Below are 14,915 nucleotides of genomic sequence, written 5' to 3'. Positions count from 1 at the left end.
CTGAATACCGGGCGCATGGAGCGCCCCGCGCATTCTTTCGCGGGAGAAGAGAGCCGGTCACCGGCTCTCTTTTCTTTTGGGAAGATATAAGCTATGCTCAATAGAGCACATGTTGCGGTAAGCCGCATGTAATATAGAATGCGCAAGGCTCTAGGATTCTCAGGGGGGATTACGTTCATGAAAGTGATGGCAATCGTGCTTGCGGCCGGTCAAGGCAAGCGGATGAAATCAAAATTGTATAAGGTATTGCACCCGGTATGCGGTAAGCCGATGGTTGGCCACGTGCTGCAAACGGTGAAGGAAGCCGCCTGCGAGCGCACAGTCGTGGTCGTCGGCCACGGCGCGGAAGCCGTTCAAGCCTATGTGGGCGATGGCGCGGAATTCGTGCTCCAGGAGACGCAGCTGGGAACAGGCCATGCCGTTCGCCAAGCGGAAGCGCTGCTCGGCGACGAAGAAGGCACCACTGTCATTCTGTACGGCGACACGCCGCTGGTCACGAGCGGCACCATTCAATCGCTGCTCGACCTGCATGCGGAGCGCGGAGCGGCAGCGACCGTGTTGACCGCGGTCGTACCGAACCCGCAGGGGCTTGGCCGCATCGTGCGCGGAGAAGACGGTCGCGTGCAGCGGATCGTCGAGCAGAAGGACTGTACGCCGGAGCAGGCGGCGATTACGGAAATCAATACCGGCATGTATTGCTTCGATAACAAGAAACTGTTCGAGGCGCTGAAGCTTGTGACGAATGAGAACGCGCAAGGCGAATATTATTTGACTGACGTGCTCGAGATTCTACGCAAGGCGGGCGAGACAGTGGAAGCGTACGTCGCGCCGGACTTCGCGGAAGGCGTCGGCGTGAACGATCGCGTCGGTCTGGCGGAGGCGGAGCAGCTGATGCGTGCACGGATCGTGCGGGCTCATCAGATCGGCGGCGTCACGATTATCGATCCGGCCGCGACTTATATTGAAGCCGATGTCGTGATCGGTTCCGACACCGTGGTCTACCCGGGCAGCATGCTGCGCGGCAAGACGGTCATCGGGGAAGATTGCATCATCGGACCCGGCGCGGATTTGACGGATACGATCGTAGCAAGCGGGGCAGAAGTCAAACACTCGGTTATCGCCGAATCATCGATCGGCGAGGGAACGTCCGTCGGACCGTTCGCCTACATTCGTCCGGGCTCCAAGGTCGGGAAGGATTGCAAAATCGGCGATTTCGTCGAGCTGAAGAACGCGGAGTTGGGCGACGGCTCGAAAGTATCGCATCTGAGCTATGTCGGCGACGCCAAGGTCGGCAAGGACGTCAATATCGGCTGCGGCGCAATTACGGTCAACTACGACGGTTTCAACAAGTCGCTGACCGAGATCGGCGATGGGGCCTTCGTCGGCAGCAACGTCAACTTGATCGCGCCGGTGAAAGTCGGCGACGGCGCATACGTGGTGGCCGGTTCAACGGTCACGCATGACGTACCGGCGGGCGACGTGGCGATTGCGCGTGAGCGCCAAGTGAACAAGGCCGGCTACGCGGACAAAATCCGGGCTCGCGCTAAAGCGAAGAAGGAAAGCGCGAAGAAGAACTAGGCGAGCTGGCGCTCATTCGAGAGCTGTCTCTATCCATAACGTGAAGGAACACCGATCCTATTTGGACGGTGTTCTTTTGCATTTCGTCGGCATACAGCGCTGTGCGTTGACCATGGCCTGCGATTGCCGCAGTGGCTTGTTGGTTATTCTGGGGCCAAATTGGGTAAGAATATATGGAAATCACGTGTCCAAGTTTGCGGCGACTGCACGCATACACTATAGGAGGTTTTGCACATGGCGATTCCATTTAAGGCTCAAGAAAGAACGGTTAAGACACGCGGCGAGCTGAACCAACTGCGGAAGAAGGGGACGGTGCCGGGCGTCGTCTACGGCAAGAAGCTGGCGGCTCCGGTAAGCATCGCAGTGGACGAGAAGGAATTGCAGCAGCTCCTTCGCACGACCCCTCACGCCTTGCTCGAACTGGAAGTAGGCGCAGCCGGCAAGCAGCCGGTGATGCTCACGGAAGTGCAGCGCGATCCGATTTCGCGGTCGGTGATTCATATCGACTTCCACCAAGTCAACATGAACGAGGAAGTACGGACGCAGGTGCGCGTTGAGCTGACGGGCGATTCGGCGGGGGTGCGCGAAGGCGGCATTCTGCAAGCGATGATCCACGAGCTCGAAATCCACTGTCTGCCGAACAATATTCCGGATGTAATCGAAGTCGACGTATCCCAGCTGCAAATCGGGGAGAACCTTCTTGTAGTCGACCTGCAGCTGCCGAATGGGGTCACGACGAAAGTGGACCCGGCCCAAGTCATCGTGACGATTCTGGCGCCGCAGAAGGAGCTGTCCGCGGAAGAAGCGGCAGAGGCGGAAGTGGAACAGAAGGAAGCGGCGGAGCGTGCGGAAGAGGCCAACATGGAGGACGTACATACTTCCGTCTAATAGCGTAACGGATGATCGGGGACAAGGCGGCGCCGCCGCCGGTTCCCGTGCGCATACGAAAACAAACAAGGGCTGCCGCGCGCGGCCCTTGTTTGCGTTGAAGCCCATTATCGGGCGATGGCGTTATTTTTCAATATCCCGGCCGGGACACGAAGGTGAATTGCCTCCGGTTGTAGAACACATTATTGACCTTGACGAACACTTCGGAATAATTCTCCACGTAGCCAATATCGCTATGATGACGGCCGTGATAAATTTGAATCGGAACTTGATGGTCGCAGTGATCCTGAAATTGATCATCCTTGTGAAGCAGTTGTCCATTCTGATACATGTGCAAGACGCTCCTTCGCTTGTTTTGGATTGCAGGGCACCATAAGCTCTATCTATACTAAGAAGACAATCGAGAAGGGCAAATCGTTGCATGAATTACAAAAAGATTACACCTTTGGGCTTGAAGTCCTGTATAGGCATTCAGCCCGCGAAGCTTGAGAAGTGAGGGAAGCAGCATGAAATGGATCGTAGGGCTCGGCAATCCGGGCACGCAATACGCGGGTACGCGCCACAATGTGGGCTTTATGGCGATCGACGAGATGGCCAGACGGCATGGCATTAGCGTAACCCAAAGCAAGTTCAAAGCGCTGGTGGGGGAAGGTCATATTGCCGGGACTAAAGTCGCGCTCATTAAGCCGATGACGTATATGAATTTATCCGGCGAGACCATTAGAGCCTACATGGACTTCTACAAAGCGAGTTTATCCGACCTCATCGTCGTGTATGATGACCTGGATACGGAAATCGGCAAGATCCGTCTTCGGTATCAAGGCAGCGCCGGTGGCCACAACGGCATCAAATCGATCATTCAACATACCGGCACCCAGACGTTCGATCGAATTCGAATGGGCATCTCCCGCCCCAACCCGGGACAGAACATCGCGGACTACGTGCTGTCCAACTTCCCGAAGAGCGAGCATGACAAGCTGGCGGGAATGGTGGTGGAGACGTGCGATGCGATGGAGTTCGCGCTGACCAACTCCTTCGAGAAGACGATGGCCAAGTATAACCGGTAGGAGGAGGCAGGCAAGCCGTTAGATTCCGGCCAAAGCGGGCATACTGAGGGTATAACAAATCCTCGGGAGGCATACACATGGCTGTAAACTATATCTGCCGGCATTGCAAAAGCCAAATCGGGTCGATCGACAGCGCGCAAGTATCGGAACTGCAGCTTGGTTTCCATTTCTTGACCCCTGAAGAGCGCAGCGATATAATAGCGTATAACCCAAACGGAGACGTTACCGTCAAAGTGGTATGCGACTATTGCCGAGAGGCGCTAGAGGCCAATCCGGAGCTTTCGCTGGTCGCAAGTCCGCTGCAATAGCAAGAGGAGCCGCGCGCGGCGCGGGGAAGAATGCAAGGGAGTCTTGGCTTTTCGGCCGAGGCTCCTTTTGTGAACTTTCCGGCGGGCGGGCTCTTCGGCGGCAGGACGCACATATAGCCATTCGGGGCTGCGGGCGCAGCGACCACTACTGCGACGCGTAATAGAATTTTAGTTCGTTAATGTGCGAAAGCGTCTAACCGGCGCATTCGGTATAGGAATACTTTTTTGCGGAATGAAACGGGGTGCCAGTACGTTGAAACCATTATTAACGGCTTATGCCGCGGATGCCGATTTCCAATCGGTCTTATCCGGTGTTAGAAAAGGGATGCAGGAGCAGCTGATCTCCGGATTGGCGGGCTCGTCGCGGCAGGTGATGCTGGCGGCGCTCGCGCGCGAGCTGGACCGCCCGATGCTCGTCGTGACCCACAATATGTTCGCGGCTCAGAAAGTAGCGGAGGATTTGACGGAATGTTTGTCCCCCGGCGAAGTGCTGTTGTACCCAGCCAATGAACTGGTTGCGGCGGAAGCCGCCATATCGAGCCCCGAGACGCTTGCCCAGCGGATGGATGCGCTTATCCGCCTGTCGCAAGGGTTTCGCGGGGTTGTTGTCGTGCCGTTCTCCGGCGCCAGAAGGTATTTGCCGCTACCGGAAGTGATGGCGGCAGCGCGCGTGGAGATTCGGGTCGGCGAGACAGTTCCGATGGAAGCGTTTTTACACCGGCTGATCGAGCTCGGCTACGTGCGTACCGACAAGGTTGAGACCAAAGGCGAGATGAGCGTGCGCGGCGGCATCGTCGATCTGTATCCGCTCACCTCTGCGCATCCGTACCGGATCGAATGGTTCGATGACGAGGTCGATTCCATCCGCTCGTTCGACGTGTCGGAGCAGCGGTCCATCGAGAAGCTGGAGAGCTACGTCATCCCGCCATGCCAAGAGCTGTTGGCGGACAATGCCCGCATGGAGCAGGCGGCGCAGCGCGCTTCCGAGCTGCTGGAGCAACAGCTGCAGAAGATGACCGACCGCACCGCCAAAGACCGGCTGCGCGCCGAGATGGGCGGCGAGCTGGAGAAGCTGCGGGAGCATCAGTATTTTACCGAGCTGTACAAATACGTGGCGCTGCTCTATCCTGAGCGCAAGACGCTGTTCGATTATATGCCAAGCGATACGCTGCTTATCTACGACGAGCCGACGAGGTTGATAGAGACCGGCCGCCAGCTGGAGCGGGACGAGGCGGAATGGGCCACGCACCTGCTGTCTAATGGCAAATCGCTGCCGGGCTTCGTTTTGGCGCGTCCGTCGGATGAAATTCTTTATCAGCGGCCGTTCCCAACGTTGTTCATGTCGCTGTTCTTACGTCAGATCCCGCATACGCACCCGCAGAACATCGTCAACGTGGTCAGCCGGGCGATGCAGAATTTCCACGGCCAGATGAACGTGCTGAAGACGGAGATGGAGCGGTGGCGCAAGGCGAACGCGAATATTATCATGGTAGCCGGGAATGCGGAGCGCATAGATCGGATGCGCCGCGTTCTGCAAGACTACGACATTGAACCGCCGACGATGGTGGAGGGTAATCTGCAGGCGGGCTTCGAGCTGCCGTCGATCCACCTAATCGTCATCACTGAAGGCGAGATGTTCTCGCAGAAGCAGCGCAAAGTCCGGCGCGCCGACAAGAAGGTCGACAACGCCGAGCGGATCAAGAGCTATACCGAGCTGAAGGTCGGCGATTACGTCGTCCACCAGAATCATGGCATCGGCAAATACGTCGGCATCGGCACGCTGGAGATTGCCGGTATTCACAAGGACTACATTCATATTTTGTATGCGGGCGGCGACAAACTGTCGGTTCCGATCGAGCAAATCGACCTCATCCAGAAGTACGTCGGTTCGGAGGAGAAGGAGCCGAAGGTTTACAAGCTGGGCGGCAACGAATGGACGCGCGTGAAGAGCAAGGTTCAGTCGTCCGTGAAGGACATCGCCGACGATTTGATCAAGCTGTATGCCGATCGGCAGGCCACGACGGGATTCGCGTTCGGACAGGATACCAGCTACCAGCAGGAATTCGAGGACATGTTCCCGTACGATGAGACGCGCGACCAGCTGCGGGCGATCGAAGAGATCAAGAAGGATATGATGACCCCGCGTCCGATGGACCGGCTGCTCTGCGGCGACGTTGGATACGGCAAGACGGAGGTCGCCGTGCGCGCGGCGTTCAAGGCGGCGATCGAGGGCAAGCAGGTGGCGATCCTCGTGCCGACGACGATTTTGGCGCAGCAGCATTACGAGACGTTCCGCGAGCGGTTCTCCGAATTCCCGTTCAAAATTCAAGTGCTCAGCCGCTTCCGCTCCCGCAAAGAGCAGAACGAGACGATGAAAGGCATCAAGGACGGCTCCGTCGATGTCGTCATCGGCACGCACCGCCTGCTGTCGCAGGATATTACGTTCAAGGATCTCGGCCTGCTCATCATTGACGAGGAGCAGCGGTTCGGCGTGTCGCACAAGGAGAAGCTGAAGCGGCTGAAGACGAACGTCGACGTGCTCACGCTGACGGCGACGCCGATTCCGCGGACGCTGCACATGTCGATGCTCGGCGTGCGCGACCTGTCGGTCATCGAGACGCCGCCGGAGAACCGGTTCCCCGTGCAGACGTACGTCGTCGAGTACAGCCCGGCGCTCGTACGCGAGTCGATCGAACGGGAGCTGGCGCGGGGTGGACAGGTGTATTACATGTTCAACCGGGTGCAGGGCATCTACCAGATGGCGGAGCAGATCAACATGCTCGTGCCGGACGCGAAGGTGGCGGTCGCCCATGGCCAAATGTCCGAGCAGGAGCTGGAGAAGACGATTCTCGATTTCCTGGACGGCGAATCGGACGTGCTCGTCAGCACGAGCATTATCGAGACGGGTGTCGATATTCCGAACGTCAACACGCTGATCGTGCACGACGCGGACAAGATGGGGCTGTCCCAGCTGTATCAGCTGCGCGGCCGCGTCGGCCGGTCCAACCGGATCGCGTATGCGTATTTCACGTACCAGCGGGACAAGGTGCTCACCGAGGTGGCGGAGAAGCGGCTGCAGTCGATTAAGGAGTTCACGGAGCTCGGGTCCGGCTTCAAAATCGCGATGCGCGACCTGGCCATCCGCGGAGCGGGCAATCTGCTCGGCGCGGAGCAGCACGGGTTCATCGCCTCGGTCGGCTTCGACCTGTATTCGCAGATGCTGGCCGACGAGATCGCCAAGCGGAAGATCGGCATGGATGGCGCTCCGGCGCCGGTCAAGGAAATCGTGACGATGATCGATATCAGCATCGACGCGTACTTGCCCTCGGCTTACATTTACGATAGCATACAGAAGATAGAGATTTACAAGAAAGTGGCAGCGGTTCGTTCCGTGGAGGAAGGCGAAGATTTGCGCGAAGAGCTGATCGACCGCTTCGGCGATTTGCCGCAGGCCGTCGACAACTTGCTGTCGGTCGCGCGCGTGAAGACGCTCGGATCGGCATGCGGTATTGAGCAAATCAGCCAGAAGGGCGATGACCTCATCCTCAAATTCGCGGAGCGGGAGAAGCCGCGTTTCGACAAGAAGAAGGTCGATCTGCTCTGCCTAACGTTCGAGAACCGGTTCGTCCGTCATCCCGACGGCGATCCGAATCCCCTTGTGCAGCTGCGGGGCAAAGGCCTTGCCATGGATCAGAAGATGGAGCTGCTGGAGCGCTTTTTGACGCAGTATAAGGACACCATTCAATCGAAAGGGGAACTACAAGATGTTGCGCATTAACTGGAAGAAGGGGACGCTCCTTGCGATGACGGCGGTCCTCACGCTTGTCCTCGCGGCAGGCTGCGGCAAGAAAGACGAGCAAGGAAGCGGCGCAAGCGCCGTTCCTGGAGCCAGCGACACCAAGATCGTGGCTGAATATAAAGAGGGCAAAGTAACGGAAGAGGAATATGCCAAGTACACGGCGTTCTTCAAAATCGTCAATCCCGACGTGGCCAGCTACCTGCAAATTCCACAGCTGCAAGAGCAGTTCCTGAAGGAATACGTCGGCTACAAGATTCTTCAAACTCGCCTGCCGGAGCAGACGGACGAAAAGAAGAAGGAAACGGATACCAAGACGAACGAATTCTACAATCAACTCACGGAGGCCGAGAAGACAAATGCCGATCTGAAGAAGCAGGTCGAGGATGCGAAGCTGTCGGAGGCCGATATTAAATATTTCTACGGCTTGATTACGTCGATCATGGCCAACGAGCAAGACAAAGTGACCGACGAGCAAGTGAAGAAGAAGTATGAAGAGACCAAGAACGATTACAACATCGTGACGCTGCGCCACATCCTTGTCGCGACGACCGATTCCAACACGGGCAAGGAGCTCCGCACGGAAGAGGAAGCGCTGAAGCGCGCGCAGGAAGTCAAGAAGAAGCTCGATGCGGGCGGCGACTGGACGGCGCTGGCGAAGGAATACTCCGACGACCCGGGCTCTAAGGACAAAGGCGGCCTCTACGACGCCGCCGCGGTTGGCGGATACGTCGCCGAGTTCAAGGATGCTGCCAACAAGCAGGAAATCGGCAAAATCGGCGAACCGGTCCTGACGCAATACGGCTACCACGTCATTAAAGTCGAGAAGCGCGAAGCGACGGCGTTCGATAAGCTGACGGACGAGCAGAAGACATCGATCAAGCAATCGGTCGCTTCCGCGGCGTTGAACGATTTCATGACCAAAGAGCTGCCGGGCCTCATTACGAAAACGAACCTGCCTCAGACGTCGACGGAAGGCACGACGAACGGCGGTGCGACGAATAGCGGTACGACCGAAGGTGGCGCAACGAACGGCGGCGCGGCCAAAGAAGGGACAACCAATAGCGGCGCGTCCACGAACGCCGAGAAGAGCACGGAAGAGAAGAAATAGCACGCCTCATGAGCATCAGCGAGCCTAGCCGGGAAGCCCCGGCTGGGCTCGTGCTGTTTCAAAAGCGGCTAGCGGTCGTAAGAGTACGCGAAATACGCAGGATATGAAGAAGGAGCGATAGGGATGAAGCAATTATTTTATGTCGGGTCTTATGCGCAGAAGAACGAAGAAAGCCTATATGCGTATGTGCTTGATACCGAGACGGGCGCCATGACGAAGCAATACGGCGTGAAGGGAATCGAGAACCCGTCATTCCTGACTCTCGGCCAGGATGCTTCCCGGGTCTATGCCGTGGGCGAGACGACGGACGAGCGTCCGGGCACATTGAGCGCGTTCGTCGTCGATCTGAACGGCCAGGGGCTTACCCCGCTGAACGAGCAATCCTCGCTCGGTTCCGCGCCGTGTCATGTCGTGCATGATCCCGAGGAGAAGTGGCTGGTGGTCGTCAATTACGGCGGCGGCACCTTGTCCTTATATCCGGTCATGGCCGACGGTTCGATAGGTCCAACGGCAGACCATGTGCGCCACGAGGGCGCAAGCGTCATGGCGGACCGTCAGGCGGGACCGCATCCTCACTCGTCCATCCTCGATGCGCAAGGCCGTTATGTGTTGGTGGCCGACTTGGGCATCGATAAGATCGTGCATTATGAGCTCGACCGCCAGGCGGGCAAGCTCGTCAAGCGGGGCGAGACGGACGTTGCGCCCGGCATGGGGCCGCGGCATATGGATTTTCACCCGTCCGGGAAGTGGCTCTACCTGGTGGGCGAGCTGAACAATACGGTCTGCGTGTACGAATATCGGGCGGAGGATTCGGCGCTCGCGCTGGTGCAGACGGTCTCGACGCTGCCTGACGGCTATGATGGCGTCAGCTGGAGCGCAGATATCCATCTGTCTTCAAGCGGTCGCTACTTGTATACGTCCAACCGCGGGCATGACAGCATTGCCGTGTTCGAAGTCGGTGAGAATGGCCGGCTGACGCCAGTCGAGCACGTATCCACCGAGGGTAGTTACCCGCGCAATTTCGCGATTACGGCCGATGACCGTTGGCTGCTGGCGGCCAACCAGCAGTCCAATTCGATCGTCAGCTATCGCATTGATGAAGCGAGCGGCCGCTTGACGCCGACGGGACATCGTGCCGAGCTCGGCGCGCCGGTATGTATTCGTTTCGTGAAAGACTAACACCTACAGGTAAGGAGCGCCGGGCGGCAACCGGCGCTTTTTCGCATGGATACAGCCAACTGTGGCGGGATGTTGAGAATCGTCGGACTACCACCCGAATGGACACCGGAGGGAAAGGGGACTGTAAGAGCGTGGCTGTGTTGGAACGTTTTGCGGACGCTCGCGGACCAATAGGGCAAGCGCCGTACGCAGCTGTTGCCGGCCGACCGGATTTGGAGCGGAGAAAGAGGGTCGTGGGAGTTGGTTCCAGTCGGGTAAATTCAGCAAGGAAGCGGTTTTGGGCCGTGCATAAGAAATTGGGAGGGGATGAATACTATGGTCAGATTCGAATCACCATCTAGTCCAGGATCTTCTCCTCTTGAGCGATAGAAAAAAGCACAACAACCATTACCGCAGCCATCTGTCGAAATTCAAAATCTTCCAAGAAAGTGGGGCAACTAGAACATGAAAGCAACTGGTATTGTTCGCCGCATCGATGATCTCGGCCGCGTCGTGATCCCGAAGGAGATCCGCCGCACGCTGCGCATTCGAGAAGGCGACCCGCTTGAAATTTTCGTCGACCGCGACGGAGAAGTGATTTTGAAGAAATATTCGCCGATCGGAGAGCTTGGCACGTTCGCCAAGGAATACGCGGAATCGCTTTCGGAAAGCACGGGCCATATCGCATTGATCTCGGACCGCGATAACATCATCGCAGTGGCCGGTGCGTCCAAGAAAGATTATTTGGAAAAGCAAATCGGTCAATTGCTCGAGAGCTGCATGGAGAACCGGAAGGCGGTGTCCGAATCGGGCGGCGGTTCCTTCGAGGTCATCAAGGATATCGGCGAAACATTCAGTTCCATCGTAGCGGCTCCGATTGTGGCCGGCGGCGATCCGATCGGGACTGTCGTGCTGCTGAGCAAGGAAGAAGACACGAAGATGGCGCAAATGGAAACGAAAATGGTCGAGACCGCTGCCGGTTTCCTGGCCAAGCAAATGGAGCAATAGCAAGTTGTTCAGCTTCCTTGAAGAATCTGTCTTCCGGGAAGCTTTTTATTTTGTCCGAACGCGGAAGGTTCGCCGAAGCCACGCGCCGATTCGCCTGCCGATCGGTTATAATGGATGCAGCGAATGGACGGGCAGGTGCGGTTGAACGTGTCAAGAGAAAGCAAGGAGACCGGAACTCGGGTTCAAATGGATAAAGCCATAACGAAAGAACAAGGAATCGGCAGGATGCATGCGGGCGTGAGCGTGGGCGCTACTGCACTGACGGATGCCGACATCGGGGCGAAGCTGGTGGACGAGGGTAGCGCCGGAGGCGCAAGCGGCTCGGAATCCCGTAGGGGAGATCACGGAGGGCGCAGGCCATCGATGGTCAAAGGGGCCGCCATTCTGGGGGTTGCCGTCATTTTGGGCAAGCTGCTGGGAACGCTTCAGAAGATTCCGCTGCAGAACCTCGCGGGCGACCGCGTATTCGGCATCTATAATGCGGTCTACCCGTTCTACCAGCTGCTGTTGGCGGCTGCGACGGCCGGTGTGCCGGTAGCGGTCTCGATTATGGTCGCCGAGCAAGCGGCGGTCGGCGGTCGGCGCGCCGTGTACCGGACGCTGCAGGTCAGCACGCTGCTGCTAGCGGTGGCGGGCGTCGCGGGATTCGGCCTTATGTGGGCGGGTGCGGACCCGATCGCGCGATGGATTGGCGACCCGGCCGCTTCCCGGGCCATCCGAGCCTCGGCGCTCGCGCTGTGGGTTGTGCCGGTCATGGCCGCGCTGCGCGGGTATTATCAAGGGCTTGGGCGTATGCTGCCAACAGCCGTCTCTCAGCTGGCGGAGCAGACCGTACGGGTTGCGGCGATGCTCTCGCTGCTCGTGACCGGCCTTGCGCTCGACTGGTCGGACGGCATGCTCGCCGCCGGCGCCACGGCGGGATCGGCGGCGGGCGGGATGGCAGGACTCGCCGTCCTGACGTGGTTATGGGCTCGAGAGCAGCGTAAGGTTGATGACCGGCGAGCCTTGGCAGCCGAGGAGGGAGCGATAGAAAAGCGTGGAGGAAGGCGCATCGCGCGCAGGCTGATCGGCCTGGCAGTTCCGGTGACGCTCGGCGCGCTTGCGCTCCCGGTGCTCGGCGTCGTGGATTCGTTGTCCGTGCCGCCGCTGCTCACGGCGGGCGGCATGAGCGGGGCAGAGGCGATGGCGCAATTCGGACTGTACAGCCGGGGTCAGCCGCTCGTGCAGCTCGTTGTCATGATCGCCGGGGCGGTTGGGGGGGCGCTGGTGCACGGGCTGGTCTCGGCTCGCGCCCAAGGAGACGAGGCAGCCGCTCGCGCGCAGGCTGCTCTCGCCATGAAGGGGGCCTGGTGGATCGGTTCCGGCGCAGCATGCGGTCTGGTGCTGCTCGCCCCTGCGATGAACCGGATGCTGTACGCGGACGAAGCCGCCACCACGACCTTCGCGCTGGTCGGCCTGGGCGCGGTGGCGGGGACCGTCAGCGCGATCGCGGCCGCGGTGCTGCAGGGCGTCGGCGTCGTGCGCGCTCCGGCGCTGTACATGCTGGCGGCGGCCGCGCTGAAGGCCGCGCTCAACGCGGCGATCGTGCCGGCCTACGGCATCGCCGGCGCCGCAGGGGCGGGCCTCGCCGCGCTCGGCGCGGCCGCGCTGCTGAGCGCCGCCGCCGTTCGCCGCGCATGCGCGGCGCGGATGCCCGCGCGGAGCCTCGCGGGCCTGGTCCTGGCGCTGGCGGTCATGGCCGCCGCGCTGACAGTGCTCGAGCGCGCCGCCTACCCGGCGCTGCTCGAATGGCTGCCGCCGAGGGCGGCAGCCACGGCGCTCGCGCTCGGCGGCACCGGCCTCGGCGCGGCGCTGTTCCTCGCCGCCGGGCTGCGCTTCGGCGGCGTGAGCGCGCGCGACGTGCGCGCGCTTCCGGGCGGCGCTAAGCTGGCCGCCCGCCTCCGGCGGCTGCAGCTCCTGCCGCCGGGCGACTAGCCCTCGCCTTGGCTCGCGTGCCGAGGCCCGCGCCGAGCATCATGCCAGCGTTTTTGCCGGCAAGCTCACGCTTTGGCGCAAGCCTCCTGGCGTTTAGACCTCCAACCTAGGCCCGCCGTACGCCGAGGCCCGCGCCCTAGCTCATGCGCCGAGCTCGTGCCGCACATACCCGCTGCGCAGCGGCTTATCCTTCCTCGCTGCACCACCCCTTCACCCTACGGCGCCCGCCGCACTTGCGTTGCGGCGGCGCGTTCCCTACAATTGGTGTATGCAACGTTTTTTCGAGATCAAGACTTTATAAATTCACGCTTGTAATTCACCTTGCATATCTCCATCGCGGAATGCTGCCTTCTCAATCTTCGGATTGTGAACGCAAACCAATCCGCTGATCCGGAATGAGTACGCGACGCGCCGCTAAGACAGCGTCAACCGGTGCACCTTGAAGCAACGTAGTCGGCGGGTTCGCTTGCAAGCGAGACCCGTCGCGCAATAGAGGAGGGATTCACGATGGTTGCTGCACAGAGCAATCAGCGGCTGCCGCGGAGCGAGCCGGAGGCATTCGGCGTATCTTCGGGCGCGATAACCGCGTTTGTGGAAGCGGCCGAGGCGACGGGACAGGAGCTGCACAGCTTCATGCTGCTGAAGCGCGGCACGGTGATCGCCGAAGGCAGCTGGCAGCCGTACGAGGCCAGCCGCAAACGGTTGTCCAACTCCGTCAGCAAAAGCTTCACGTCCGCGGCAATCGGCATGGCTGTGGCAGAAGGTAAGCTGTCGATCGAGGATACAGTCGTCTCGTTCTTCCAAGACGTGCTGCCCGAGCAGCCGGATCCGAAGCTTGGCAGCATGCGAATCAAGCATCTGCTGACCATGTCCACCGGACATGACATCGACACCGTCGTGCCGGTATTGAAGTCGGGCGAGACGGATTGGGTGCGCGCTTTCTTGGCGCTGCCGCTTGCTTATGAACCCGGCGCCGCGTTTAAATACAATACCGGCGCTACGTACATGCTTTCGGCCATCTTGCAGCGGGTGACGGGCGAACGGCTCGTCGATTACTTGCAGGATCGTCTATTTGCCCCGCTAGGGATGGACAAGCCCGTCTGGGACAGCTGCCCGTCGGGCATCACGGCCGGCGGATGGGGGTTGTCGCTGACCATCGAAGAGATGGCGAAGTTCGGTCAGTTATACTTGCAGCATGGCCATTGGCAGGGCAAGCAGCTTATTCCCGCGGAATGGGCGAACGCGTCGGTATCGCCGCAGATGGCCAACGGGGACGAGCCAGACTCCGACTGGTCGGCCGGCTACGGCTATCAATTCTGGTGCAACCGGCATGGCACGTACCGCGCGGACGGGGCGTACGGCCAGATCATTCTGGTGATGCCCGCGGAAGAGGCGGTGCTCGCGTTCACCAGCTCGCTGAGCGACTTGTCGCAGATTCTGAACGCGGTATGGGCGCACTTGCTTCCCGCGCTGCGCAAAGGGAGCGAGCCGCTGGCGGACGCGAACCAAGCGTTCGCGGCGCTTCGCGCCAAGCTGGCCTCGCTGACGATTGCCCCGCCTGCGGCGAGCGGCGTCCCGCATAACCGCGCACGCGCGGAATATCGATTCGCAGACAACGCGCTCGGCCTTGTCAGCCTGCATTTGCACGGCGAGGATGAAGGCTGTACGATCGAGTGGACGCTGAGCGAGAAGAGATACGTGTTCGAAGCGGGCGGCGAAGCTTGGGCTATCAGCCTGTGGCCGAGCGCGCCCGAAGTGTATCATGCTAAGGCCAAGCCCGTTCCGGCGGATGCCGCGGCGGTCGGCAGGTGGCAGGAAGACGGCTCTTACCTCATCGCCATTCGCTTGCTCGATACGGCTTATCACGATACGGTCCATGTCCGCTTCGAGGAAGAATGCCAAGCATCCGTGACGTTCTCGCGGAAGTTCTCGGTGACGCCGCTTCATGTCGGCACGCTGCACGCTCATCTGGCGCAAGCCGCATGCCGGTAGGGCCGCGTCGCCGCCGTCGCGCAAGCCATAGTCTC

Annotated in this window: 11 protein-coding genes; 10 read left to right on the top strand and 1 reads right to left on the bottom strand. The window is 59.9% G+C overall.

Annotation, left to right across the window (positions count from 1 at the left end; genetic code table 11):
• The first annotated feature begins 177 nt into the window (after positions 1 to 177).
• Positions 178 to 1,578: a bifunctional UDP-N-acetylglucosamine diphosphorylase/glucosamine-1-phosphate N-acetyltransferase GlmU gene (gene glmU, locus ACFFSY_RS00225; RefSeq protein WP_377488142.1), complete on the top strand. Its 1,401-nt coding sequence runs from the start codon at positions 178 to 180 to the stop codon at positions 1,576 to 1,578.
• Positions 1,579 to 1,812: 234 nt separating this feature from the next.
• Positions 1,813 to 2,466 (top strand): 50S ribosomal protein L25/general stress protein Ctc, encoded by a 654-nt coding sequence (locus tag ACFFSY_RS00220; protein ID WP_377488139.1) that lies wholly within the window; start codon positions 1,813 to 1,815, stop codon positions 2,464 to 2,466.
• 130 nt (positions 2,467 to 2,596) lie between these two features.
• On the opposite strand, the gene ACFFSY_RS00215 is transcribed toward ACFFSY_RS00220, so the two are convergent.
• The gene (locus tag ACFFSY_RS00215; protein ID WP_148933547.1) at positions 2,597 to 2,797 is read right to left on the bottom strand and encodes a hypothetical protein; all 201 of its coding nucleotides are present in this window, start codon (positions 2,795 to 2,797) and stop codon (positions 2,597 to 2,599) included.
• Positions 2,798 to 2,972: 175 nt separating this feature from the next.
• Here ACFFSY_RS00215 and pth point away from each other — a divergent pair, with 175 nt between their 5' ends.
• From pth to ACFFSY_RS00175, 8 genes are all read left to right on the top strand, one after another.
• A complete protein-coding gene (gene pth / locus ACFFSY_RS00210) occupies positions 2,973 to 3,533 on the top strand; it encodes an aminoacyl-tRNA hydrolase (protein WP_377488136.1) in 561 nt (186 codons plus the stop codon).
• 77 nt (positions 3,534 to 3,610) lie between these two features.
• The gene (gene fin / locus ACFFSY_RS00205; RefSeq protein ID WP_377488133.1) at positions 3,611 to 3,841 is read left to right on the top strand and encodes an anti-sigma-F factor Fin; all 231 of its coding nucleotides are present in this window, start codon (positions 3,611 to 3,613) and stop codon (positions 3,839 to 3,841) included.
• 253 nt (positions 3,842 to 4,094) lie between these two features.
• Positions 4,095 to 7,619: a transcription-repair coupling factor gene (gene mfd, locus ACFFSY_RS00200; protein ID WP_377488130.1), complete on the top strand. Its 3,525-nt coding sequence runs from the start codon at positions 4,095 to 4,097 to the stop codon at positions 7,617 to 7,619.
• Positions 7,606 to 8,748, top strand: a complete 1,143-nt coding sequence (locus tag ACFFSY_RS00195; protein ID WP_377488127.1) for a peptidylprolyl isomerase — start codon at positions 7,606 to 7,608, stop codon at positions 8,746 to 8,748. The genes mfd and ACFFSY_RS00195 overlap by 14 nt, the downstream gene beginning before the upstream one ends.
• A 123-nt stretch (positions 8,749 to 8,871) precedes the next feature.
• Complete coding sequence (locus ACFFSY_RS00190) at positions 8,872 to 9,927, top strand: lactonase family protein (RefSeq protein ID WP_377488124.1); 1,056 nt, start codon at positions 8,872 to 8,874, stop codon at positions 9,925 to 9,927.
• Positions 9,928 to 10,371: 444 nt separating this feature from the next.
• The gene (gene spoVT, locus ACFFSY_RS00185) at positions 10,372 to 10,914 is read left to right on the top strand and encodes a stage V sporulation protein T (RefSeq protein WP_377488121.1); all 543 of its coding nucleotides are present in this window, start codon (positions 10,372 to 10,374) and stop codon (positions 10,912 to 10,914) included.
• Between the two features lie 147 nt (positions 10,915 to 11,061).
• Positions 11,062 to 12,888 (top strand): oligosaccharide flippase family protein, encoded by a 1,827-nt coding sequence (locus ACFFSY_RS00180; RefSeq protein WP_377488118.1) that lies wholly within the window; start codon positions 11,062 to 11,064, stop codon positions 12,886 to 12,888.
• Between the two features lie 507 nt (positions 12,889 to 13,395).
• Positions 13,396 to 14,880 (top strand): serine hydrolase domain-containing protein, encoded by a 1,485-nt coding sequence (locus ACFFSY_RS00175; RefSeq protein WP_377488115.1) that lies wholly within the window; start codon positions 13,396 to 13,398, stop codon positions 14,878 to 14,880.
• Positions 14,881 to 14,915 lie beyond the last annotated feature (35 nt).

The sequence above is a fragment of the Paenibacillus aurantiacus genome (assembly GCF_042431225.1).
GTDB classification, from domain to species: domain Bacteria; phylum Bacillota; class Bacilli; order Paenibacillales; family Paenibacillaceae; genus Paenibacillus_Z; species Paenibacillus_Z aurantiacus.
Note: the sequence above shows the minus strand (reverse complement) of the source record. Positions and strands in the feature narration are given on the sequence as shown.

Coding starts and splice junctions, on each gene's coding strand:
- glmU (WP_377488142.1), top strand. CDS start 178: ATGAAAGTGATGGCAATCGTGCTTGCGGCCGGTCAAGGCAAGCGGATG.
- ACFFSY_RS00220 (WP_377488139.1), top strand. CDS start 1,813: ATGGCGATTCCATTTAAGGCTCAAGAAAGAACGGTTAAGACACGCGGC.
- ACFFSY_RS00215 (WP_148933547.1), bottom strand. CDS start 2,797: ATGTATCAGAATGGACAACTGCTTCACAAGGATGATCAATTTCAGGAT.
- pth (WP_377488136.1), top strand. CDS start 2,973: ATGAAATGGATCGTAGGGCTCGGCAATCCGGGCACGCAATACGCGGGT.
- fin (WP_377488133.1), top strand. CDS start 3,611: ATGGCTGTAAACTATATCTGCCGGCATTGCAAAAGCCAAATCGGGTCG.
- ACFFSY_RS00195 (WP_377488127.1), top strand. CDS start 7,606: ATGTTGCGCATTAACTGGAAGAAGGGGACGCTCCTTGCGATGACGGCG.
- ACFFSY_RS00190 (WP_377488124.1), top strand. CDS start 8,872: ATGAAGCAATTATTTTATGTCGGGTCTTATGCGCAGAAGAACGAAGAA.
- spoVT (WP_377488121.1), top strand. CDS start 10,372: ATGAAAGCAACTGGTATTGTTCGCCGCATCGATGATCTCGGCCGCGTC.
- ACFFSY_RS00175 (WP_377488115.1), top strand. CDS start 13,396: ATGGTTGCTGCACAGAGCAATCAGCGGCTGCCGCGGAGCGAGCCGGAG.